This window comes from Waterburya agarophytonicola KI4 (genome assembly GCF_020640915.1).
In the GTDB taxonomy this organism is placed as follows: Bacteria; Cyanobacteriota; Cyanobacteriia; order Cyanobacteriales; family Xenococcaceae; genus Waterburya; species Waterburya agarophytonicola.
This window is the reverse complement of sequence record NZ_JADWDC010000024.1, coordinates 30,406-46,340: the sequence shown is the minus strand read 5'-3', so window position 1 is coordinate 46,340 and position 15,935 is coordinate 30,406. Positions and strand designations below refer to the sequence as shown.

17 protein-coding genes and 1 pseudogene are annotated in these 15,935 nt (G+C 39.1%); 8 read left to right on the top strand and 10 right to left on the bottom strand.

From position 1 onward, the window contains the following. Nucleotides 1-30: 30 nt before the first annotated feature. Complete coding sequence (locus I4641_RS11320; RefSeq protein ID WP_229640633.1) at nt 31-531, bottom strand: bifunctional nuclease family protein; 501 nt, start codon at nt 529-531, stop codon at nt 31-33. A gap of 262 nt (nt 532-793) precedes the next feature. On the opposite strand from I4641_RS11320, the gene ribE reads away from it, so the two are divergent. After that, nucleotides 794-1,480, top strand: a complete 687-nt coding sequence (gene ribE, locus I4641_RS11315) for a riboflavin synthase (protein WP_229640632.1) — start codon at nt 794-796, stop codon at nt 1,478-1,480. Between the two features lie 26 nt (nt 1,481-1,506). Then, nucleotides 1,507-1,692: a hypothetical protein gene (locus tag I4641_RS11310; protein ID WP_229640631.1), complete on the top strand. Its 186-nt coding sequence runs from the start codon at nt 1,507-1,509 to the stop codon at nt 1,690-1,692. Here the strand turns inward: I4641_RS11310 and I4641_RS11305 are convergent. Then, nucleotides 1,681-2,454, bottom strand: coding sequence for a TIGR01548 family HAD-type hydrolase (locus tag I4641_RS11305; RefSeq protein WP_229640630.1), 774 nt, complete (start codon nt 2,452-2,454; stop codon nt 1,681-1,683). The genes I4641_RS11310 and I4641_RS11305 overlap by 12 nt on opposite strands. Before the next feature lie 141 nt (nt 2,455-2,595). Here I4641_RS11305 and I4641_RS11300 point away from each other — a divergent pair, with 141 nt between their 5' ends. Then, nucleotides 2,596-2,904, top strand: coding sequence for a 30S ribosomal protein PSRP-3 (locus tag I4641_RS11300; protein ID WP_229640629.1), 309 nt, complete (start codon nt 2,596-2,598; stop codon nt 2,902-2,904). Between the two features lie 265 nt (nt 2,905-3,169). Here the strand turns inward: I4641_RS11300 and atpC are convergent, their stop codons facing one another. From atpC to I4641_RS11270, 6 genes and pseudogenes are all read right to left on the bottom strand, one after another. Continuing rightward, entirely contained in the window at nt 3,170-3,580 is a 411-nt protein-coding gene (atpC, locus tag I4641_RS11295; RefSeq protein WP_229640628.1) for an ATP synthase F1 subunit epsilon, read from the bottom strand. A gap of 106 nt (nt 3,581-3,686) precedes the next feature. Then, nucleotides 3,687-5,141 carry a F0F1 ATP synthase subunit beta gene (atpD, locus tag I4641_RS11290; protein ID WP_229640627.1) on the bottom strand — a complete coding sequence of 485 codons (1,455 nt, stop codon included), beginning with the start codon at nt 5,139-5,141 and terminating at the stop codon, nt 3,687-3,689. 228 nt (nt 5,142-5,369) lie between these two features. After that, nucleotides 5,370-5,996, bottom strand: coding sequence for a DUF6391 domain-containing protein (locus I4641_RS11285; RefSeq protein WP_229640626.1), 627 nt, complete (start codon nt 5,994-5,996; stop codon nt 5,370-5,372). 336 nt (nt 5,997-6,332) lie between these two features. Beyond that, nucleotides 6,333-7,094 carry an outer membrane beta-barrel protein gene (locus I4641_RS11280; protein ID WP_229640625.1) on the bottom strand — a complete coding sequence of 254 codons (762 nt, stop codon included), beginning with the start codon at nt 7,092-7,094 and terminating at the stop codon, nt 6,333-6,335. A gap of 382 nt (nt 7,095-7,476) precedes the next feature. Beyond that, nucleotides 7,477-7,848 (bottom strand): annotated as a pseudogene (locus I4641_RS11275) (HNH endonuclease); the annotation flags it as partial. A gap of 392 nt (nt 7,849-8,240) precedes the next feature. Continuing rightward, nucleotides 8,241-8,696, bottom strand: a complete 456-nt coding sequence (locus tag I4641_RS11270) for a GatB/YqeY domain-containing protein (protein WP_229640623.1) — start codon at nt 8,694-8,696, stop codon at nt 8,241-8,243. A 142-nt stretch (nt 8,697-8,838) separates the two neighbouring features. Between I4641_RS11270 and I4641_RS11265 the strand changes: the two genes are divergently transcribed. Both I4641_RS11265 and bioB read left to right on the top strand, forming a co-directional pair. Next, nucleotides 8,839-9,186, top strand: a complete 348-nt coding sequence (locus I4641_RS11265) for a hypothetical protein (protein WP_229640622.1) — start codon at nt 8,839-8,841, stop codon at nt 9,184-9,186. A 54-nt stretch (nt 9,187-9,240) separates the two neighbouring features. After that, nucleotides 9,241-10,296, top strand: coding sequence for a biotin synthase BioB (gene bioB / locus I4641_RS11260; RefSeq protein WP_229640621.1), 1,056 nt, complete (start codon nt 9,241-9,243; stop codon nt 10,294-10,296). 33 nt (nt 10,297-10,329) lie between these two features. Here the strand turns inward: bioB and I4641_RS11255 are convergent, their stop codons facing one another. Next, a complete protein-coding gene (locus I4641_RS11255; protein WP_229640620.1) occupies nt 10,330-11,667 on the bottom strand; it encodes a pentapeptide repeat-containing protein in 1,338 nt (445 codons plus the stop codon). 282 nt (nt 11,668-11,949) lie between these two features. Between I4641_RS11255 and I4641_RS11250 the strand changes: the two genes are divergently transcribed. Further along, nucleotides 11,950-12,720 carry a PspA/IM30 family protein gene (locus I4641_RS11250; RefSeq protein WP_229640619.1) on the top strand — a complete coding sequence of 257 codons (771 nt, stop codon included), beginning with the start codon at nt 11,950-11,952 and terminating at the stop codon, nt 12,718-12,720. Nucleotides 12,721-12,774: 54 nt separating this feature from the next. Here the strand turns inward: I4641_RS11250 and I4641_RS11245 are convergent, their stop codons facing one another. Continuing rightward, nucleotides 12,775-14,157 (bottom strand): tetratricopeptide repeat protein, encoded by a 1,383-nt coding sequence (locus I4641_RS11245; protein ID WP_229640618.1) that lies wholly within the window; start codon nt 14,155-14,157, stop codon nt 12,775-12,777. 244 nt (nt 14,158-14,401) lie between these two features. Here I4641_RS11245 and I4641_RS11240 point away from each other — a divergent pair, with 244 nt between their 5' ends. Further along, nucleotides 14,402-15,586: an LL-diaminopimelate aminotransferase gene (locus tag I4641_RS11240; protein WP_229640617.1), complete on the top strand. Its 1,185-nt coding sequence runs from the start codon at nt 14,402-14,404 to the stop codon at nt 15,584-15,586. A 141-nt stretch (nt 15,587-15,727) separates the two neighbouring features. Continuing rightward, nucleotides 15,728-15,935: hypothetical protein (locus I4641_RS11235; protein ID WP_229640616.1), on the top strand; the 208-nt coding region annotated here is incomplete at its 3' end.

Below are 15,935 nucleotides of genomic sequence, written 5' to 3'. Positions count from 1 at the left end.
CAAACATAAGCGATACATTCAAGAGCGATCTCAATGCTTTTCTTTATAACCACCTTTTTTGATTAATGTCTCTGGACTCAAACTAGAAACAAATTGTTTAAAGGCTTGTCTTTCCGCATCATCTGCATCCCGATCTACAGGAATAGAAGCATCGGCGATAACTTCCTCCAATACCCAAATAGGACTATCAGTACGCAAAGCGATCGCTACAGCATCGCTAGGACGACAATCAATTTCTTTTTTTACTCCGTGGGATTCAATACAAAGTACGGCGTAAAAAATATCATCAGTCAGAGAGTGAATAATGACTTTCTCTAATTTGATATCGCAGTCATCGAAAATATGAGCCACCAAATCATGAGTCAGAGGGCGGGATGGACGATTTCCCTCTAAAGCTTTAATGATAGCGTCAGCTTGGTCTTGTCCAATAAAAATCGGTAAGGCTCTACGCTCTAAACTGTCTTTTAGCAGAATCATTGGACTGCGACTAGCAGCATTTAAAACAATGCCCGCAACTTTCATTTCAATCATAGATATAGCCTCTGAAGTAATTAAGATTAGCAGCAGTTAAGAGCAGTAGATCGGCATAGATTGCAAAACCTATTCAATGTATCTACCCTTAAAGCTAAATATATTTTTTGTGTCTTGCAACCCTAATTTTTGGTTACAGAATTAGAACGGCACGTTCTAAATGCTAATGTTTAGTCATAGTATGCCTCAGTTTTTTTCCGTTGCCCGTAGTATTCAGAAAAAAATCATAGTTAAGTTATTTAAAGTTACACAATTTAAAATAATGTTTACAGGTTTGATACAGTGTTTGGGTTTGATCGACAGTTATAACCAGGATGCTTTTGAGATTTCGATTATGGGCGATCGTGCTAAGGCAATTTTAGCTGATTTGGCAATTGGAGATAGCGTAGCCGTTGATGGCGTTTGTTTGACCGTAGAAACTATTTTGGCAAGAGGTTTTATTGCTACTACTTCCCCCGAAACTTTAGCAAGGACTAGTTTGGGTGATCGCGATCGCGCTGCTAAATACGTCAATCTGGAAACTTCTTTGCGGATGGGAAGCAAGATTGGCGGACACTTTGTTACGGGACATATTGATGGTATTGGCTGTCTAATAGAAGCGATTTCTACCGCTACTTCTTGGGAGATCCGTTTTGGCACCCCCGCTGGAATGAGCGAACAGTGGCAAGATAGAATAGGTCGCTATTTGGTTTCTAAAGGGAGTATTGCCGTTAATGGTATTAGTTTGACCATTGCTGAATGCGCTGCCGATAGTAGTTGGTTTACCGCAGCCGTAATTCCTCATACCTATAGTTCGACTAATTTAAGCTGTTTGCAAGCAGGAAATCTAGTCAATCTTGAAAGCGATATCTTGGGTAAATATGTCGATCGCTTGGTTTCCCATCGTCTGCCTACTTCTTCTGCGCCAGAAGATATTAGTTTATCTTTTCTAGCCGAACATGGATATTAATAGTTATCAGTTATCAAATCAAAAACATGACATTAGAGCGATCGCCAAAGAAAACCAAACAAGAACTTTGTTATCAATGCGAAGGAAAAGGATATACCGAAATTAGAGACTGTGCGGGGGAAATACAGCGCACGGAAACTTGTTCTTTTTGTGCAGGAAAGGGCTATAGCGATCGCCAAACTAAGGAACGGAATAAAGAACTATTTAATTAAATCTGCAATCAATTGCAAATCTAGTTTTTCTACATTACTCAAGACAATCTCTGCACCAGCTTCCATCAGTTTTTGAGCGTAGTCATCTTGCCTTGTTTGAGAGAGTTGCACGTGAGGGGGTAAAATTCCTACACCAACCCAATTGCGTTCTGGTTTTACTTCTTTTGCTTTAGCTACCGTATACATATCGGCTACGGTATCCCCCAAATAAAACACGGGAATATTACCAGGAGTAGATTTTATTTGAGATATTGCATCAAACATTCCTTGGGGATTTGGTTTGCTAGGGGCATCTTCCATCGCCACTAAAACAGGATTATCTAACTTCAAGCGATGTTTAATCGTGAATTCAGCCGAACCTCTGGTAGCACCACTAAAAAAACCATAAGCAATGTTATTAGCTACTAATTGCTCGAAATAACTAGGAGATACTAATAAAGGCTCGTCGGCAATATAACCATCAAACAGTTGGGGATTTTTGCCACGATAACGCTTTTGAAAAAATTCTACAATGTGATCGTAATCTAATCCAACTTCCTCGCGAGTTTTATCCATCGCTTCAAAATAACGATAGACTAACTCTTGCGATGCTTCCCAATCATTATTCCAAATTCCCTCAGATTTGAGGTTATCTAAGTCTTCCATAGTTGGTCGCCAACCGCTATCTGTGAAGTGTTCTACGGTGTCGGAGATCGCTTTTCGATAGGAATTGCCTACATCCCTAATTACCCCGTCAATATCAAAAATAATAATTGCTTTCATATTTGAATGTGCTTAGTGTGAAATAGCTTTTCGATCTCTCTATTCCTTCGATCTTTAATGTTTAATGATAAATGTTTAATGTATAATTAGGGTTGGTTAATTATGTAAAATATTTCTTAATATAATTATTGGAGGCTTGTATTGGAGTCAGAATCAAGGTTTAAATTAAAAGTTTTGTGGTTAGATAAAAATGTTGCGATCGCAGTAGATCAAGTAGTTGGCAAAGGCACTAGCCCTTTAACAGCATATTACTTTTGGCCTCGTAACGACGCTTGGCAACAACTAAAAGACGAATTGGAAGCAAAGCATTGGATTGAAGAAGCAGAAAGTATTGACATCCTCAACCAAGCTACAGAGGTCATCAATTTCTGGACAGAAAGAGGGAAAAGTACTCCTATGACCCAAGCACAAACTAAGTTCCCCAACATTGTGTTTACTGGAACAAACTAATTAGTAGCTTGAAGCTTATGGGTAGTGGTATCTTTTGGGATCGGCTTTAAGCTCTAAGCTAAAGTTATTTGAGAGTTGGCTTTTAAAATATATCGCTTCAAAAGCTCAACTGCGGTCGGACATACAAATACAAACAAAAAAGAGGGCAGAGGTCAAACATAACGTTTTTCTGCCCTTTTTTCATAAATTTCTTATTCAAAGAAATAGACAATGAATTACTAGAAATGTAAAGAAAATTAGTTCTTATTTCTTTTATCCTTGTTTTTTAAACCGTTCCTCCAGAAGCTTGAAAGCGCGCTCTTGCTTTCTTCATAGAGGTTTCAGCCTGAATTTTTTCTTGGCGGTCTTCACTATTTTCTACTTTCTGAAAACGAGTTTGAGCCTCTTGATATGCACTGCGAGCAGCCTCTTGGTCGATATCATCTCCCAATTCTGCCCCGTTGACTAAGATTTTAATCTCATCATTTTCAACTTCAGCAAAACCACCCATTACAGCAATATTTTTCCATTCTTTACTGGGACGAACGCGCATTACACCAACTTCTAGTGCAGTTAGCAAAGGTGCGTGACCGCCAAGAATGCCTAGTTGTCCAGTAGTGCTAGGAAGAATAATTTCTTCTACATTATCATCCCAGACAGTTTTCCCAGGAGTAATTACTTTTACGTTTAACGCCATTTATCATTTACCATTTATCATTGATCGTTTATCATTCACCAGTAAATAGATAATAGAAAACAGTAAGCAGTTCACTGGTCACTGCTTACTGCAAACTGTTTACCGATTAATTAGCAGCTTTGATTTTTTCAGCTTTAGCTTTAGCTTCTTCGATGTCGCCAACAAGATAGAAAGCTTGTTCTGGTAGGTCGTCCAGTTCGCCTCCAAGAATCATTTGGAAACCTTTGATGGTTTGTTCCAAAGATACATATTTACCAGGAGAACCTGTAAATACTTCAGCAACAAAGAAAGGCTGAGACAAGAAACGTTCAATCTTACGAGCGCGGTCTACAGCAATTCTATCGTCTTCAGAAAGTTCATCTAAACCAAGAATTGCAATAATATCTTGAAGTTCTTTATAACGCTGTAGAGTAGATTGAACCGCACGAGCAGTATTGTAATGTTCTTCACCTACAATACTTGGTTGAAGCATAGTACTTGTAGAATCTAGAGGATCGACCGCAGGATAAATACCTTTGGAAGCCAAAGCACGGGACAACACTGTAGTTCCGTCTAAGTGAGCAAAAGTTGTGGCAGGTGCGGGGTCAGTTAAGTCATCCGCAGGTACATATACAGCTTGGATAGAAGTAATAGAACCTTCTTTGGTCGAAGTAATACGCTCTTGTAAATCACCCATGTCAGTACCAAGAGTAGGCTGATATCCTACCGCAGAAGGCATACGACCTAGCAGTGCAGATACTTCAGAACCCGCCTGTACAAAGCGGAAAATATTATCAATAAATAACAATACGTCTTGCTTGTTAACGTCGCGGAAGTATTCAGCCATAGTCAAGGCTGATAGACCAACGCGCATTCTAGCTCCAGGTGGCTCGTTCATCTGACCGTATACCAGAGCGATTTTCGACTCTTCTGGGTTGTCAGCGTTAATTACGTTGGATTCGATCATTTCGTTGTAAAGGTCATTACCTTCACGAGTACGTTCCCCCACACCACCAAACACGGATACACCACCGTGTTGAATAGCAATGTTGTTGATCAATTCCATCATAATAACGGTCTTACCAACACCAGCACCGCCGAATAGACCAATTTTTCCACCCTGACGATAGGGGGTAAGTAAGTCTACAACCTTGATACCAGTTTCAAACACTTTAGGTGCAGTCTCTAGATCGGTTAGTTTAGGAGCAGGTCGGTGAATAGGGAAAGTTTCATCTGTATTAACAGGGCCTTTGTTATCAACAGTTTCTCCTAATACGTTGAAGATTCTACCTAGTGTTGCTTTTCCTACAGGAACGCTGATAGGTTTTCCTAGATCTTCAATGTCCATGCCTCGGACTAATCCGTCAGTACCACTCATCGCAACAGCACGAACCTGGTTATCACCAAGTAGTTGTTGCACTTCGCAAGTGACAGAAACGTCTTGTCCCGCAGGATTTTTGCCTTGTACTTTTAAAGCATTATAAATCTTGGGCATTTTGCCGCTAGGAAACTCGGCATCGAGTACGGGCCCAATAATTTGCGTAATTTTACCAGTTGTTGTTTTATCTGTGGTGGCTACCATTTTTTAAATATCTACTTGGTGGTTAGCTGTTTTATATGGCAGGTAAAATCCTAAAAAGAATATAAAAATTTGCCACCTTCAAGATTATCATTTAACGATTCATCTGAAAACTTTACTTGCTAGTTGTTGGGGCTTCGGTAGGGTTGACGATCGCTTGTTGATCGCTTGTCGGTTAACTTTTTGTAGCAGTATTTTTTAATCACTGCAACCTCATCCATAAATAACTGTTCAAACCCAATCCAATCGGACAAAATAACTACAGTCGCCAGATTTATCAATTATTTTGGTAATTTTTTTTAGCTCTAAATTGAAAGGAATTGAAGTAGTAATATATTTTTGAACGTAAATACCAAGATCGGGAGCAAGATAATTTGCAGCCAAAGTTGCCAACCCCATCCCCATAAATTGATGAACTGGCGATCGCGGAAGAGTTAAATGTGCTGTCATCGCCATCCCTGCTGTTAAAAGCATCGCGACGGAGGAATTTGTTCCACAACGAGGGTGCAACGCCAGATTCCATTCGCCTTTTTGCAAACGAGTTAAAGCCGACTTTACTGCTCTTGTTAGCCGAAGAGAATTAATATCACCATAAATATAAAATCCTTTTTCTGTAGATAGTCCGCCAATATTCTCATTGTCTGCGGACAAATAGCTAGTAGACAATTTAGCTTTACTTAAGCCTGTGATGTCGCTTAACATCCAAACAGTAGCGTGTTCTAGAGCGTGTACCTGTCGAATCATCAAAAACTCTTTTAAACCAGGAATAAAGCCTAGTTGGTTAATAAGTTGGGAGTCTCGATCGGGATCTGTATAGGTAAAATCGAATTTTGGATTGAGATAACTGGCATCGTTCATAATTGTTTAGAAGCGATCGCTTTATATAGAGGAAGCTATTTGAGGACAATATCCTTTGAACCAAAGCTGCCAAGGTGTTTTAGAGTTTTATTATTTTATCGTTTGCTTAAATGTCCTTGGGAGCAACATATACCGATCTAACTATTTTCCTGTATAGATCCTGAGCTTTTGTAGCCCAGAATACTATGTTTATTATTTTTTCGAGTTCTGAACAATAATCGTAATACTCGGACAGATGGGCAGTCGACGAACAATAGTTAGGGCGTGCGATCGATCAAATAAAAATATTTTTTTTGTTTGTTGAAGGAACAGTGTGGAAATATTTGTTTTGAGTAGTTAAATTTTGAAATTTAATCCGACTTCCAAACCAACGGTGCTTAAATTACTGTCTTCTCCATTTTCCTCTCGATAAATATTTTGAGCATTAACGTATCTAATCTGACCAATAACATCAAAAGATTCGGATATCGGCAAGCCAGCACCTGCTTTTAGCTGAAAAGCAAAGGCAGTATCTGGATCTTCAGTAATATCGTCAATTTCCTCCCCAAAACCAATTCCCACTATACCTACTCCAGGACTTGCAAATAAATAGGGGGCTTTTAGACTATTGCTACCTAAAGGTAAGAAAAATCTGGGGTTAACAAACAATCCAGCAGAGGAAAAATTTGAATCTTCTGGTTCTGCCCCGCCACCAAAAATATAACCTTCTAGATCTGCACCTAGTATGTGACTGAATCTATAACCTGCAAAAAGACTCCCTCCAAATCCAGTATTAGGATCGATCGCATCAATATCTAAATCTTGTTCGATGATTTCAATGCCATCTAGTTCGCTGACAAAGAATATCCCTAAAGTACCTCCAGCGTAGATCCGTTTGGTTAACGATGGATTTCCTCTCAAAGAACGCCCTCTGGGTGTTTGTCCCCCATCATAACTATCTGCTATTTGAGGAAAGGTATTGTTCTGACTGAGTTTAAAGCGATCGCATTGACTCTGGCAAGATACTTGGTAGTCGGAATTATCTTGACTTTCTGCCTTAGCTGCCAAGGGTATTCCCCAACTGAGTAGAACTGCCAAAATTATAGTTTTGATTTTCATAGATACTTGAATTAAAACTAGTATTGGTACAACTAAACCAACCTTTCTGATTGGTTTATCCAGGCTATAAAATTGACGGTAAAGAATAGGGTGAGGACTAATTGGACTTTGGACAAAACAAAAAAAAGTTCGCGAATATAAAACGCGAACTTAGTCTGATATTTAAAGTTTGCGATCGCCAATAAAACTTAATTAACTGATGTTACGCACCCGAACGAGATTTTAGTATTCTGAGTTCCTTTTGCTTTTCTAGAACCTGTTTACCATTAGGGTCGAGGTGAGTGTTGCCACTACACCCCTCCCGTCCGAAACCGAGCATGATAGTTTCCCATCACTCGGCTACTCAACATATTTCCCATTGTCAGATGGGACATCCTATTCTTTAACTGGTAATAGTTAGTAAATCGTTTTCGTCCCAACACCAGCAGTGTTTTGCTAGTGTCTGGTAGACATTTTCCATGTATTTCATGAATCTTTGATTCCTAATCGATTCCAAGTCAAGAGCAGTTTTATCGTCATGGCAATGACCGTGTAGAAGTTGTAGATTCTTGTATTCATCTTTGCCACCGAGGGCGCGAGGAATTTTATGGTCAATTTCTAACAAGTCTCCTTCACGGAAGCGTAGGCAACACCAAGGACAAATACCTTTTTGTCTCTTAAGCAGTGAAGCTTTACGATAGGGCATATCGGGATTTCGTCCCATCCTGGTACTCCAATAAATCAATTTTCCGTTAAACGGACTGGCATCTCCTTCCCACGATGTCCTTTTCCTTGAGATTATCTCAGTCCAGGGTCGGATATAGAACTCTTGCTTGCGGTTAGGCGTTTTCAGCAATTATCGCTCTGTCCGCTTTCAGTCCCGCAGATTACATCTGGGTTGTCATCCCAGACACAAGGGAAACTTCTCACCTTCGTCACCGAAGGGGACGCTCTGTGCTTTTCGACCTGCACATGGTCGCAATGAATTGGCTTTCTAGGATATTCACCTCACATTGAAGAACTACAAGTTATCCTTTCTAAAGGATTTAAAAGTGCGAACTCTACCCAGTATGGGTTACTTTAAAAATGTGTCCTATCCCCCTATATATATAGGGGGATAGGACAACGAATCGCACCATGATGTCTCCCTGTTAACGCCAGTGTGCCTTAAGCCAGTTTGTTTTTGACCAACTCTTGAATTTTTTTTCCGTCTGCTTTTCCTTTGAGTTGCTTCATGGCAGGACCCATAACTTTACCTAAGTCTTTGAGACTAGATGCACCAGAATCGGCAATAATTTGGTCTATAATGCTTTCTACTTCACTATCACTGACTTGTTCTGGCAAATAAGTTTCGATAATCGCCAATTCTTGTTTTTCTTTGTCTGCTAAATCGTCTCTACCAGCATTGGTAAACTGCTCGATCGAATCGCGACGTTGTTTTGCCTGTTGAGATAGCAATTCTATTTCTTGTTCTGGAGTCAAACTATCTTGACCCTTGGGGCGCAATTCGACTTCTTTATCGAGAATGGCTTTTTTGATACCCCGTACTGTTTGCAGGCGAATTTTGTCCTTTGCCTTCATGGCTGTTTTGATGTCTTCTCCTATCTGTTCTTTAAGACTCATCTTTTTTTTCCTTTACACGAGTCATTCATTATAAAATACTTTGTACGTAATACAAAAGAAATTGGTTTAACTATTCAAGACTGAAAGTTGGTCAAAACAGTTAATTAAGGTTATCTTTGGTAAAAAATGACCGATCCAACCGATGAGTATCAGCAGCCTAGAATTTGAATTCGATCTCTTGTGGGAGGATATGTTTCCCGACTTAGACTTGGCCACGGAAGTACGACTGATTCCCCAACGTCGTTTTAAGTTCGATTATGTTAACTTTCCCGCCAAAGTAGCGATCGAAATCAACGGACAAATCTGGCATAAAGGGGGACACAGTACAGGAAAAAGCTTGATGCGAGATTACGAGAAACTCAACCTCGCACAACAATACGGGTACTGCGTATTTCAACTATCAAAGGAAATGATTACCGAAACTTGGTTAAAAGCGATCGCCGAGACGATTCGAGATCGCGCCAACCAACCAATTAAAGTCAATCATTAATGATTATTTCGTGGTAAAACAATAAAGTTCTCTGTAGATAAAGAAGGGATCTCCATGACTACCATTGACTATAATGCCATTGCAGAACTTTCTCTTTCAGGAGAGTTAATCGATCGCACCACAGCCAAAAGCATTTTATCAGCACCAGACTTAGTATTGCTAGAACAACTCAACGCAGCCTATAAAGTACGCCATCACTATTGGTCAAATCGCGTCAGGCTGCACTTTTTGTTAAATGCCCAAAGTGGTTTATGTCCCGAAGATTGTAATTATTGTTCTCAGTCTAAAATATCCTCAGCAGAGATTGAAAAATATCCTTTAATCGCCCAAGATAGAATACTCGCAGCAGCAGATCGCGCAGCAGATCTAAAAGCAGGTACGTTTTGCATGGCAATTTCAGGGCGATCGCCATCGGAATCGGTATTTGGTAATGTACTCGAAGCTTTTAAGGCTGTCAAAGCCAAACATGACTTGAAAATATGTGCTTGTCTGGGATTATTAAGCGAAGATCAAACCCAACAGTTAGCAGCCATAGGAGTTGATCGCGTCAATCATAATCTAAATACTTCGGAAAACCACCACGAAAACATTTGTAGTACCCATACCTTCCGCGATCGCGTTAACACCCTGCAAAACGTCCAGAAAGCTGGTATAACTACTTGTTCTGGGGGGATTCTAGGGATGAATGAAACCGATGATGATATTATCGATTTGGCTTATTCTCTGCGGGATTTAGATGTGACTAGCGTTCCCATCAACTTCCTCATTCCCATTGCTGGTACGCCTTTATCCGATATCAATCAATTAAATCCCCGTCGTTGTTTACGAATTTTAAGTTTATTTAGATTTATCTTACCCAAACAAGAAATTAGAATTGCGGGGGGCAGAGAAGTTCACTTGCGATCGCTTCAGGTAATGGGTTTATATCCTGCTAATTCGATATTTATAGGCGACTATCTGACTACTACAGGACAATCTGCTAGTAACGATCTGGCGATGATTCGCGATGGGGGATTTGTTTTGGAAAACCCCGATGGATCTGTTCTAGAAACCGAAGATAATCAAGTTTTAAAGGTGAAATTCAAGCAATCTGTAACTAACAATCAATAAATTGCGTTTGACTGGGGTTTATTCATAGCCAATTTAATTTTGCTTGTAGACATTTAGCTGTTCTAATTTTCTTTGATGCTGCTGGCTTTTAGAAACCAGATCGCTATCTGACAAGGCAGCTAAATTATATTGACGCCAAAAATAATTTTTAACGGAATTATAACTTTTAATAGCATCAATTTCCGATTCTGGCGTAATTTTTATTTTGATTAAAAATCGTCGATCTAAAAGTACTTCTACCGATTGAATTTTAATTATTTGAGATTTATATCGCAACTGTAACTTTTCAAAAGTAGTCAAGAAAATTGACCAATTAAGGTCGGCATCGAATACCATGTTAACCGAACCAATTAAATTATCTAAAATTGCTTTAAAGCGATCGCTAGTTAAACAATGTTCGGGATTTTGGGGAATACGTTGTTCTTGATAATAATTCAAATAAAGATATTGACAAGTAACTTTATTAAAAGAAGTGTCACCATCAATTTGTAAATTTTCTATACACGCCCCCGTCAGAATAGAGCGATCGAAATTAGCCAGCCAAGCTTGAGTTTTTACTAAATTAGCTCCTGAAAGATTAGCCTCAGTTAAATTGGCTTGGCTTAAATCTGCTTGGGTTAAATTAGCCCTAACCAAATCCGTTTTGGTTAAATTTGCTCCTGTCAAATAAGCTTGAGTTAGATCGGATTTAAGCAAATTAGCTTCTGTTAAATTAGCTTTTGTTAAATTAGCTTTTGTTAGATCGACTTGAAACAGACTCGCTCCAGTTAAATTGACTTTGCGTAAATTCGCCTCAGTTAAATTTGCTCGATCTAGATTTGCCCCCGTTAGATCTGCTTTATTAAAACGAACTCGAACTAAATTAGCATCAGTTAAATCTGCTCTAACTAGCTGGGCTAATTCAAAATTACATTGGGTAAGTTTTGCGCCTCTAAAAACAGCACCATTAAGATTAGCCTGACTAAAATTAGCATTACTTAACTCAGCAGCTGTAAAATCGATCGCTCTAAGATCGGCATAAGCCAGATTTGCCAAACTTAGATTAGCTCCCACAAGTTCAGCACTTCGGTAATTAGCTTTAATTAAATTAGCCCCAGTCAAGTTAGCCCCAGTCAAACTTGCACCACTCAAGTTAGCCCCAGTCAAGTTAGCCCCAGTCAAGTTAGCCCCGTCAAAATTAGCCCCACAAAAATTGCTTTTGACTAAATTAGCCCCTACAAGATTGATACCCGTAAAATCAATTCCAATTAAAGTACAACCGCTTAAATTAATGCCGCTGAGATCGGGTAAAGTACCTAAATTATTCTTTCTCCACTTATTCCAATCTTTCACTCCACGATGCAAACTCGCGAGATATTTTTTATTGCTCATTAGTTTAATTAAGCTATTGGTGTATTGGTGAATGGTTGATTTTTTGCCTAAAATTATAAGTTAAGCTGGGGCTAAACAATGCATTACTAAGAATTAATTTAGTTTTTTATCGATTAGCAGGATTATAGATTCGATCGCTGTTTTTGATTTGAACCTACACTTTATTCAAGGATAGACAGTACACTTAGAGAATGTGTCACATTCAATTTGTGGTGGGCTTAGTATCCTGGAGTCTGCCAAGCCTATACTCTTTTGTAAACGATTAAAGGATATACATTCATCATGGGATTATTCGATCGCCTTAGCCGAGTTGTTAGAGCTAACATCAACGATCTAGTTAGCAAAGCCGAAGATCCAGAGAAAGTTCTGGAACAAGCCGTAGTCGATATGCAAGAAGATTTGGTGCAGCTACGCCAAGCTGTAGCCAGAGCGATCGCTACGCAAAAACGTACCGAGCAACAATATAATAAAAATCAATCGGAAGCTAATAGTTGGCAACAAAGAGCGCAGTTAGCTTTATCGAAAGGAGATGAAAACTTAGCTCGTGAAGCATTAGTTCGTAAAAAATCTTTTAGCGATACTGCGGCTAGTTTGAAAAGCCAACTAGATATGCAGAGCAATCAGGTTGTTACCCTGAAACGTAACCTAATCGCTTTAGAAAGCAAAATTTCTGAGGCAAAAACTAAAAAAGATATGCTCAAGGCTCGCGCCAATGCAGCCAAAGCCCAGAAGCAGCTACAGGAGTCCATGAATAACATTGGTACTAGCAGCGCAATGGGAGCATTTGAGCGCATGGAAGATAAGGTAATGCAGATAGAGGCGGAATCGGAAACTGCTGCGGAATTAGGCGGTACTGGAATCGAACAACAGTTTGCAGCACTAGAAGCAGGAAGTGGCGTTGATGACGAACTTGCAGCCATGAAAGCACAATTAGCTGGTAATTCAGCCGAAACACCCATTTTAGAGGCTGCGGATATACCTTCTACTACTGCTCCTCAAGACGCGGTAATTGATGCGGAATTAGATGAATTGCGTTCTCAGCTTGATAAATAAATTTTTGCAGTTATTAGTCATTGGTCATCAGTTATAATAACCAATAACTAATAACTAATTTACTAGCTTATTCAAAATCAAATGAGCTTCCTCAAAGTCCGATTTTAATTCGATTGTTCTACGCAAACAAGCGATCGCTTTATCTTGTTGCTGAAATTGTAAAAGCTTTTGTGCCAAACTAAAATACTCTTCTGGTTTGACTATATTTGGTTCGATAGCAAAGGCTTCATACCAACAAAGAACCGCTTTTCGTTGTTCTTTTGTTTTGCTATATACTCTAGCTAAATTACGATAGCTCTTGGCAAAATTAGGCTCTAATTCCAAAGCTTTTTGATAACAACTAATAGCTTTTGTCCACTGTTTTTTTTGAGCATAGATACTACCTAAGTTGTTCCAAGACAAAGGAGAATCTGGTTTTTCCTGGAGTTTTTCTCTTGTATTTGGAGTTGTTTGATCGACTGAAGTAGAATTGCTTTTAATTGATTTCCCTTGAATCTTGGGAATTAATTCTTGGGCAAGATTTTGAGGTAAAAAAGGAATATTACTTTGGGTATTTTTAGCCACTATCTTGTTGACAGAAGATTTAGATTTAGAATTGGATAGCAATTTTCTAATCGGCTTATTCTTTGTCCAAGATGCAAAAGAATCTTGAGATTTCTGTTGGCGATCGCTTTTAGATTCGGGCAAAGATATTAATTGATGATAATAAACTACTGCCTGTTGCCATTCTGACAATTCTTCAAATATTTGGACTAACTGCCCTAACTCTGCTTCTGCTTTGGGATTTAATTGGATTCCGTGGACGTACAAAATACTGGCTTCTTTAAGTTTTCCTTGTTGATATAGTTCTTTGCCAAAATCAAAATAATCTTCTGCTGCTAAAATAGAAGGGTCGAGATTGATTGCTTGACAAAGACATTCCAAAGCTTGGTCTGTATCTCCCAACTCTTCCCAAACCTGTGCCAAATTGCGATAGGCGATCGCCGCATTAGGATCGAGAATAATCGCCTGTTGATAATAATCCAAAGCTTTGTGCCAATCTTGGCGATCAGCATACAAAGTTCCTAAATTAGCGTAAACTGTAGCTGAATTAGGATTGATAGTTAACGCTTTGGCATAAACTCCTAATGCTTCGGCTTCTTTTCCCTGACGATATAAAATGTCACCCAATATTTTATAAGCATCAGCAGTATTGGGATCGAGTTCTAAAGCATTTTTACAAGCTAAAATTGCTTTACGCCAATTGTGTTCTTGACAGTAAACTAATGCTTGTTCGGTATAAATTAGCGCAATTGACTTTTTCTGCTCTTGGGTGGGACGATCTAGTTGATTTGAGGATTCAATTAAGGCTAAAGATTGAACTGGGAGATCGCTACGATCAAACGACTTATTATCTCGTGCAGACAAGGTGGAGGAGTTATGATTAGTGTTCATCATCAGAACCTAAAGTTAAAGAGTAAGCGGTAAAGGAAAAGGGTATTTAGATTGAAGACGACTTTAGGATATTAAATTTTTTTCAGAAGTGCAAAATATCAACGTAGGGAAAGATGAATTAATTCAGATTAAGATAAACGTGGTTCATCCTATCCTATGTAATTATTAATCGCCATATTATTTTGTGACGTTTAGATAAGTTAAATAGATAAATCTATTAAATCAAAAATACCGAATCTAACTAGTGATGCAATTTGCCAACCGCTTAAAAGCTCTTTCCCATAATGTGTTTGCTGATATGGATCGAGCAAAAACGGATGCTCGAAATTCAGGAAAAGAAATCATTGATTTATCTCTGGGTTCGTCGGATCTACCCGTAGCCCCATCAACGATCGCCCCCATCAAAACAGCATTACAAGATCCCGATACTCATGGCTATTTGCTTCATGCTGGGACAAAAGATTTTCGAGTTGCAGCAGCTCATTGGTATCGAGATAGATTTGGTATTTCTGTAGATCCTGAAACTGAAGTTTTGCAGCTAATTGGTTCTCAAGAAGGTACTGCACACCTACCCTTGGCAATTCTCAACCCTGGAGATATCGCCTTACTCCTCGATCCTGGTTATCCTTCCCACGCGGGGGGAGTTTATTTAGCAGGAGGCGAAATTTATCCCATGACTTTGTTAGCAGAACATGACTTTTTACCCGTCTTAGGAGATATTCCCCCAGCAATCTTAGCCCAGTCTAAAATGATGGTATTAAGTTATCCTCATAATCCTACTACGGCGATCGCACCTCTAGATTTTTTTCACCAAGCAGTAGATTTTTGTCGCGAACACAACTTAGTTTTAGTTCATGATTTCCCTTATGTAGATTTAGTTTTTGATCGGGAAATTAATTCCGCACCTTCAATTCTGCAAGCAGATATCCATAAAGAATTGAGCATCGAATTTTTTACCCTGTCCAAATCCTATAACATGGGCGGGTTTCGTATTGGCTATGCTATCGGCAATCAAGAATTGATCGCAGCTTTACGAAAAGTAAAAGCGGTAGTAGATTTTAATCAATATCGCGGTATTCTAGATGGTGCGATCGCCGCTTTATCTGGTTCGCAAACATCTGTTACGGAAACTGTTACTATTTTCAAGCATCGTCGAGATGTATTTATTCGAGCTTTAAATCAAATTGGTTGGCAAGTACCATCTCCCGAAGCCACCATGTATATCTGGGCAAAACTGCCAGAACCTTGGCAAAATAACTCAATTGACTTCTGCACCAAGTTAGTGTCTCATACGGGGGTTGCAGCTTCTCCTGGTGCGGGATTTGGACAGTCTGGAGAAGGATACGTACGCTTTGCATTGGTAAAAGATCCCGAAACCCTTCGTCAAGCAGCCAAGAAGATCGAAGAGTTTTTAGCCGCAACAACTAAATAATCAATCAAGGTTTGGCGATCTCTTATGTAACAAAATCATCATATACTTTACATTTTGACACTTCTTTTATATTTTCAATAATAGACAGTAAATAGTTACTTTAAACGTTTATTGTATGTTGATATATAAGTTACTTGGTTTATGAACGGCACAGAAAATACTTCTCAGTACTATCTTGGTTTTGAAGAAGAGAGCGACAACTTCCCTGATAAAAGAGGCGGAAAATATAATGGGGTATATTTCTTCAGAGATGAATCGGGAAATTTAATTTACACTGGAACGGATGGAAACGAATGGTTGAATTTTAGAGAGGAATGGAAAAACCAGCAGGAATCTGAATCTGTCGAAC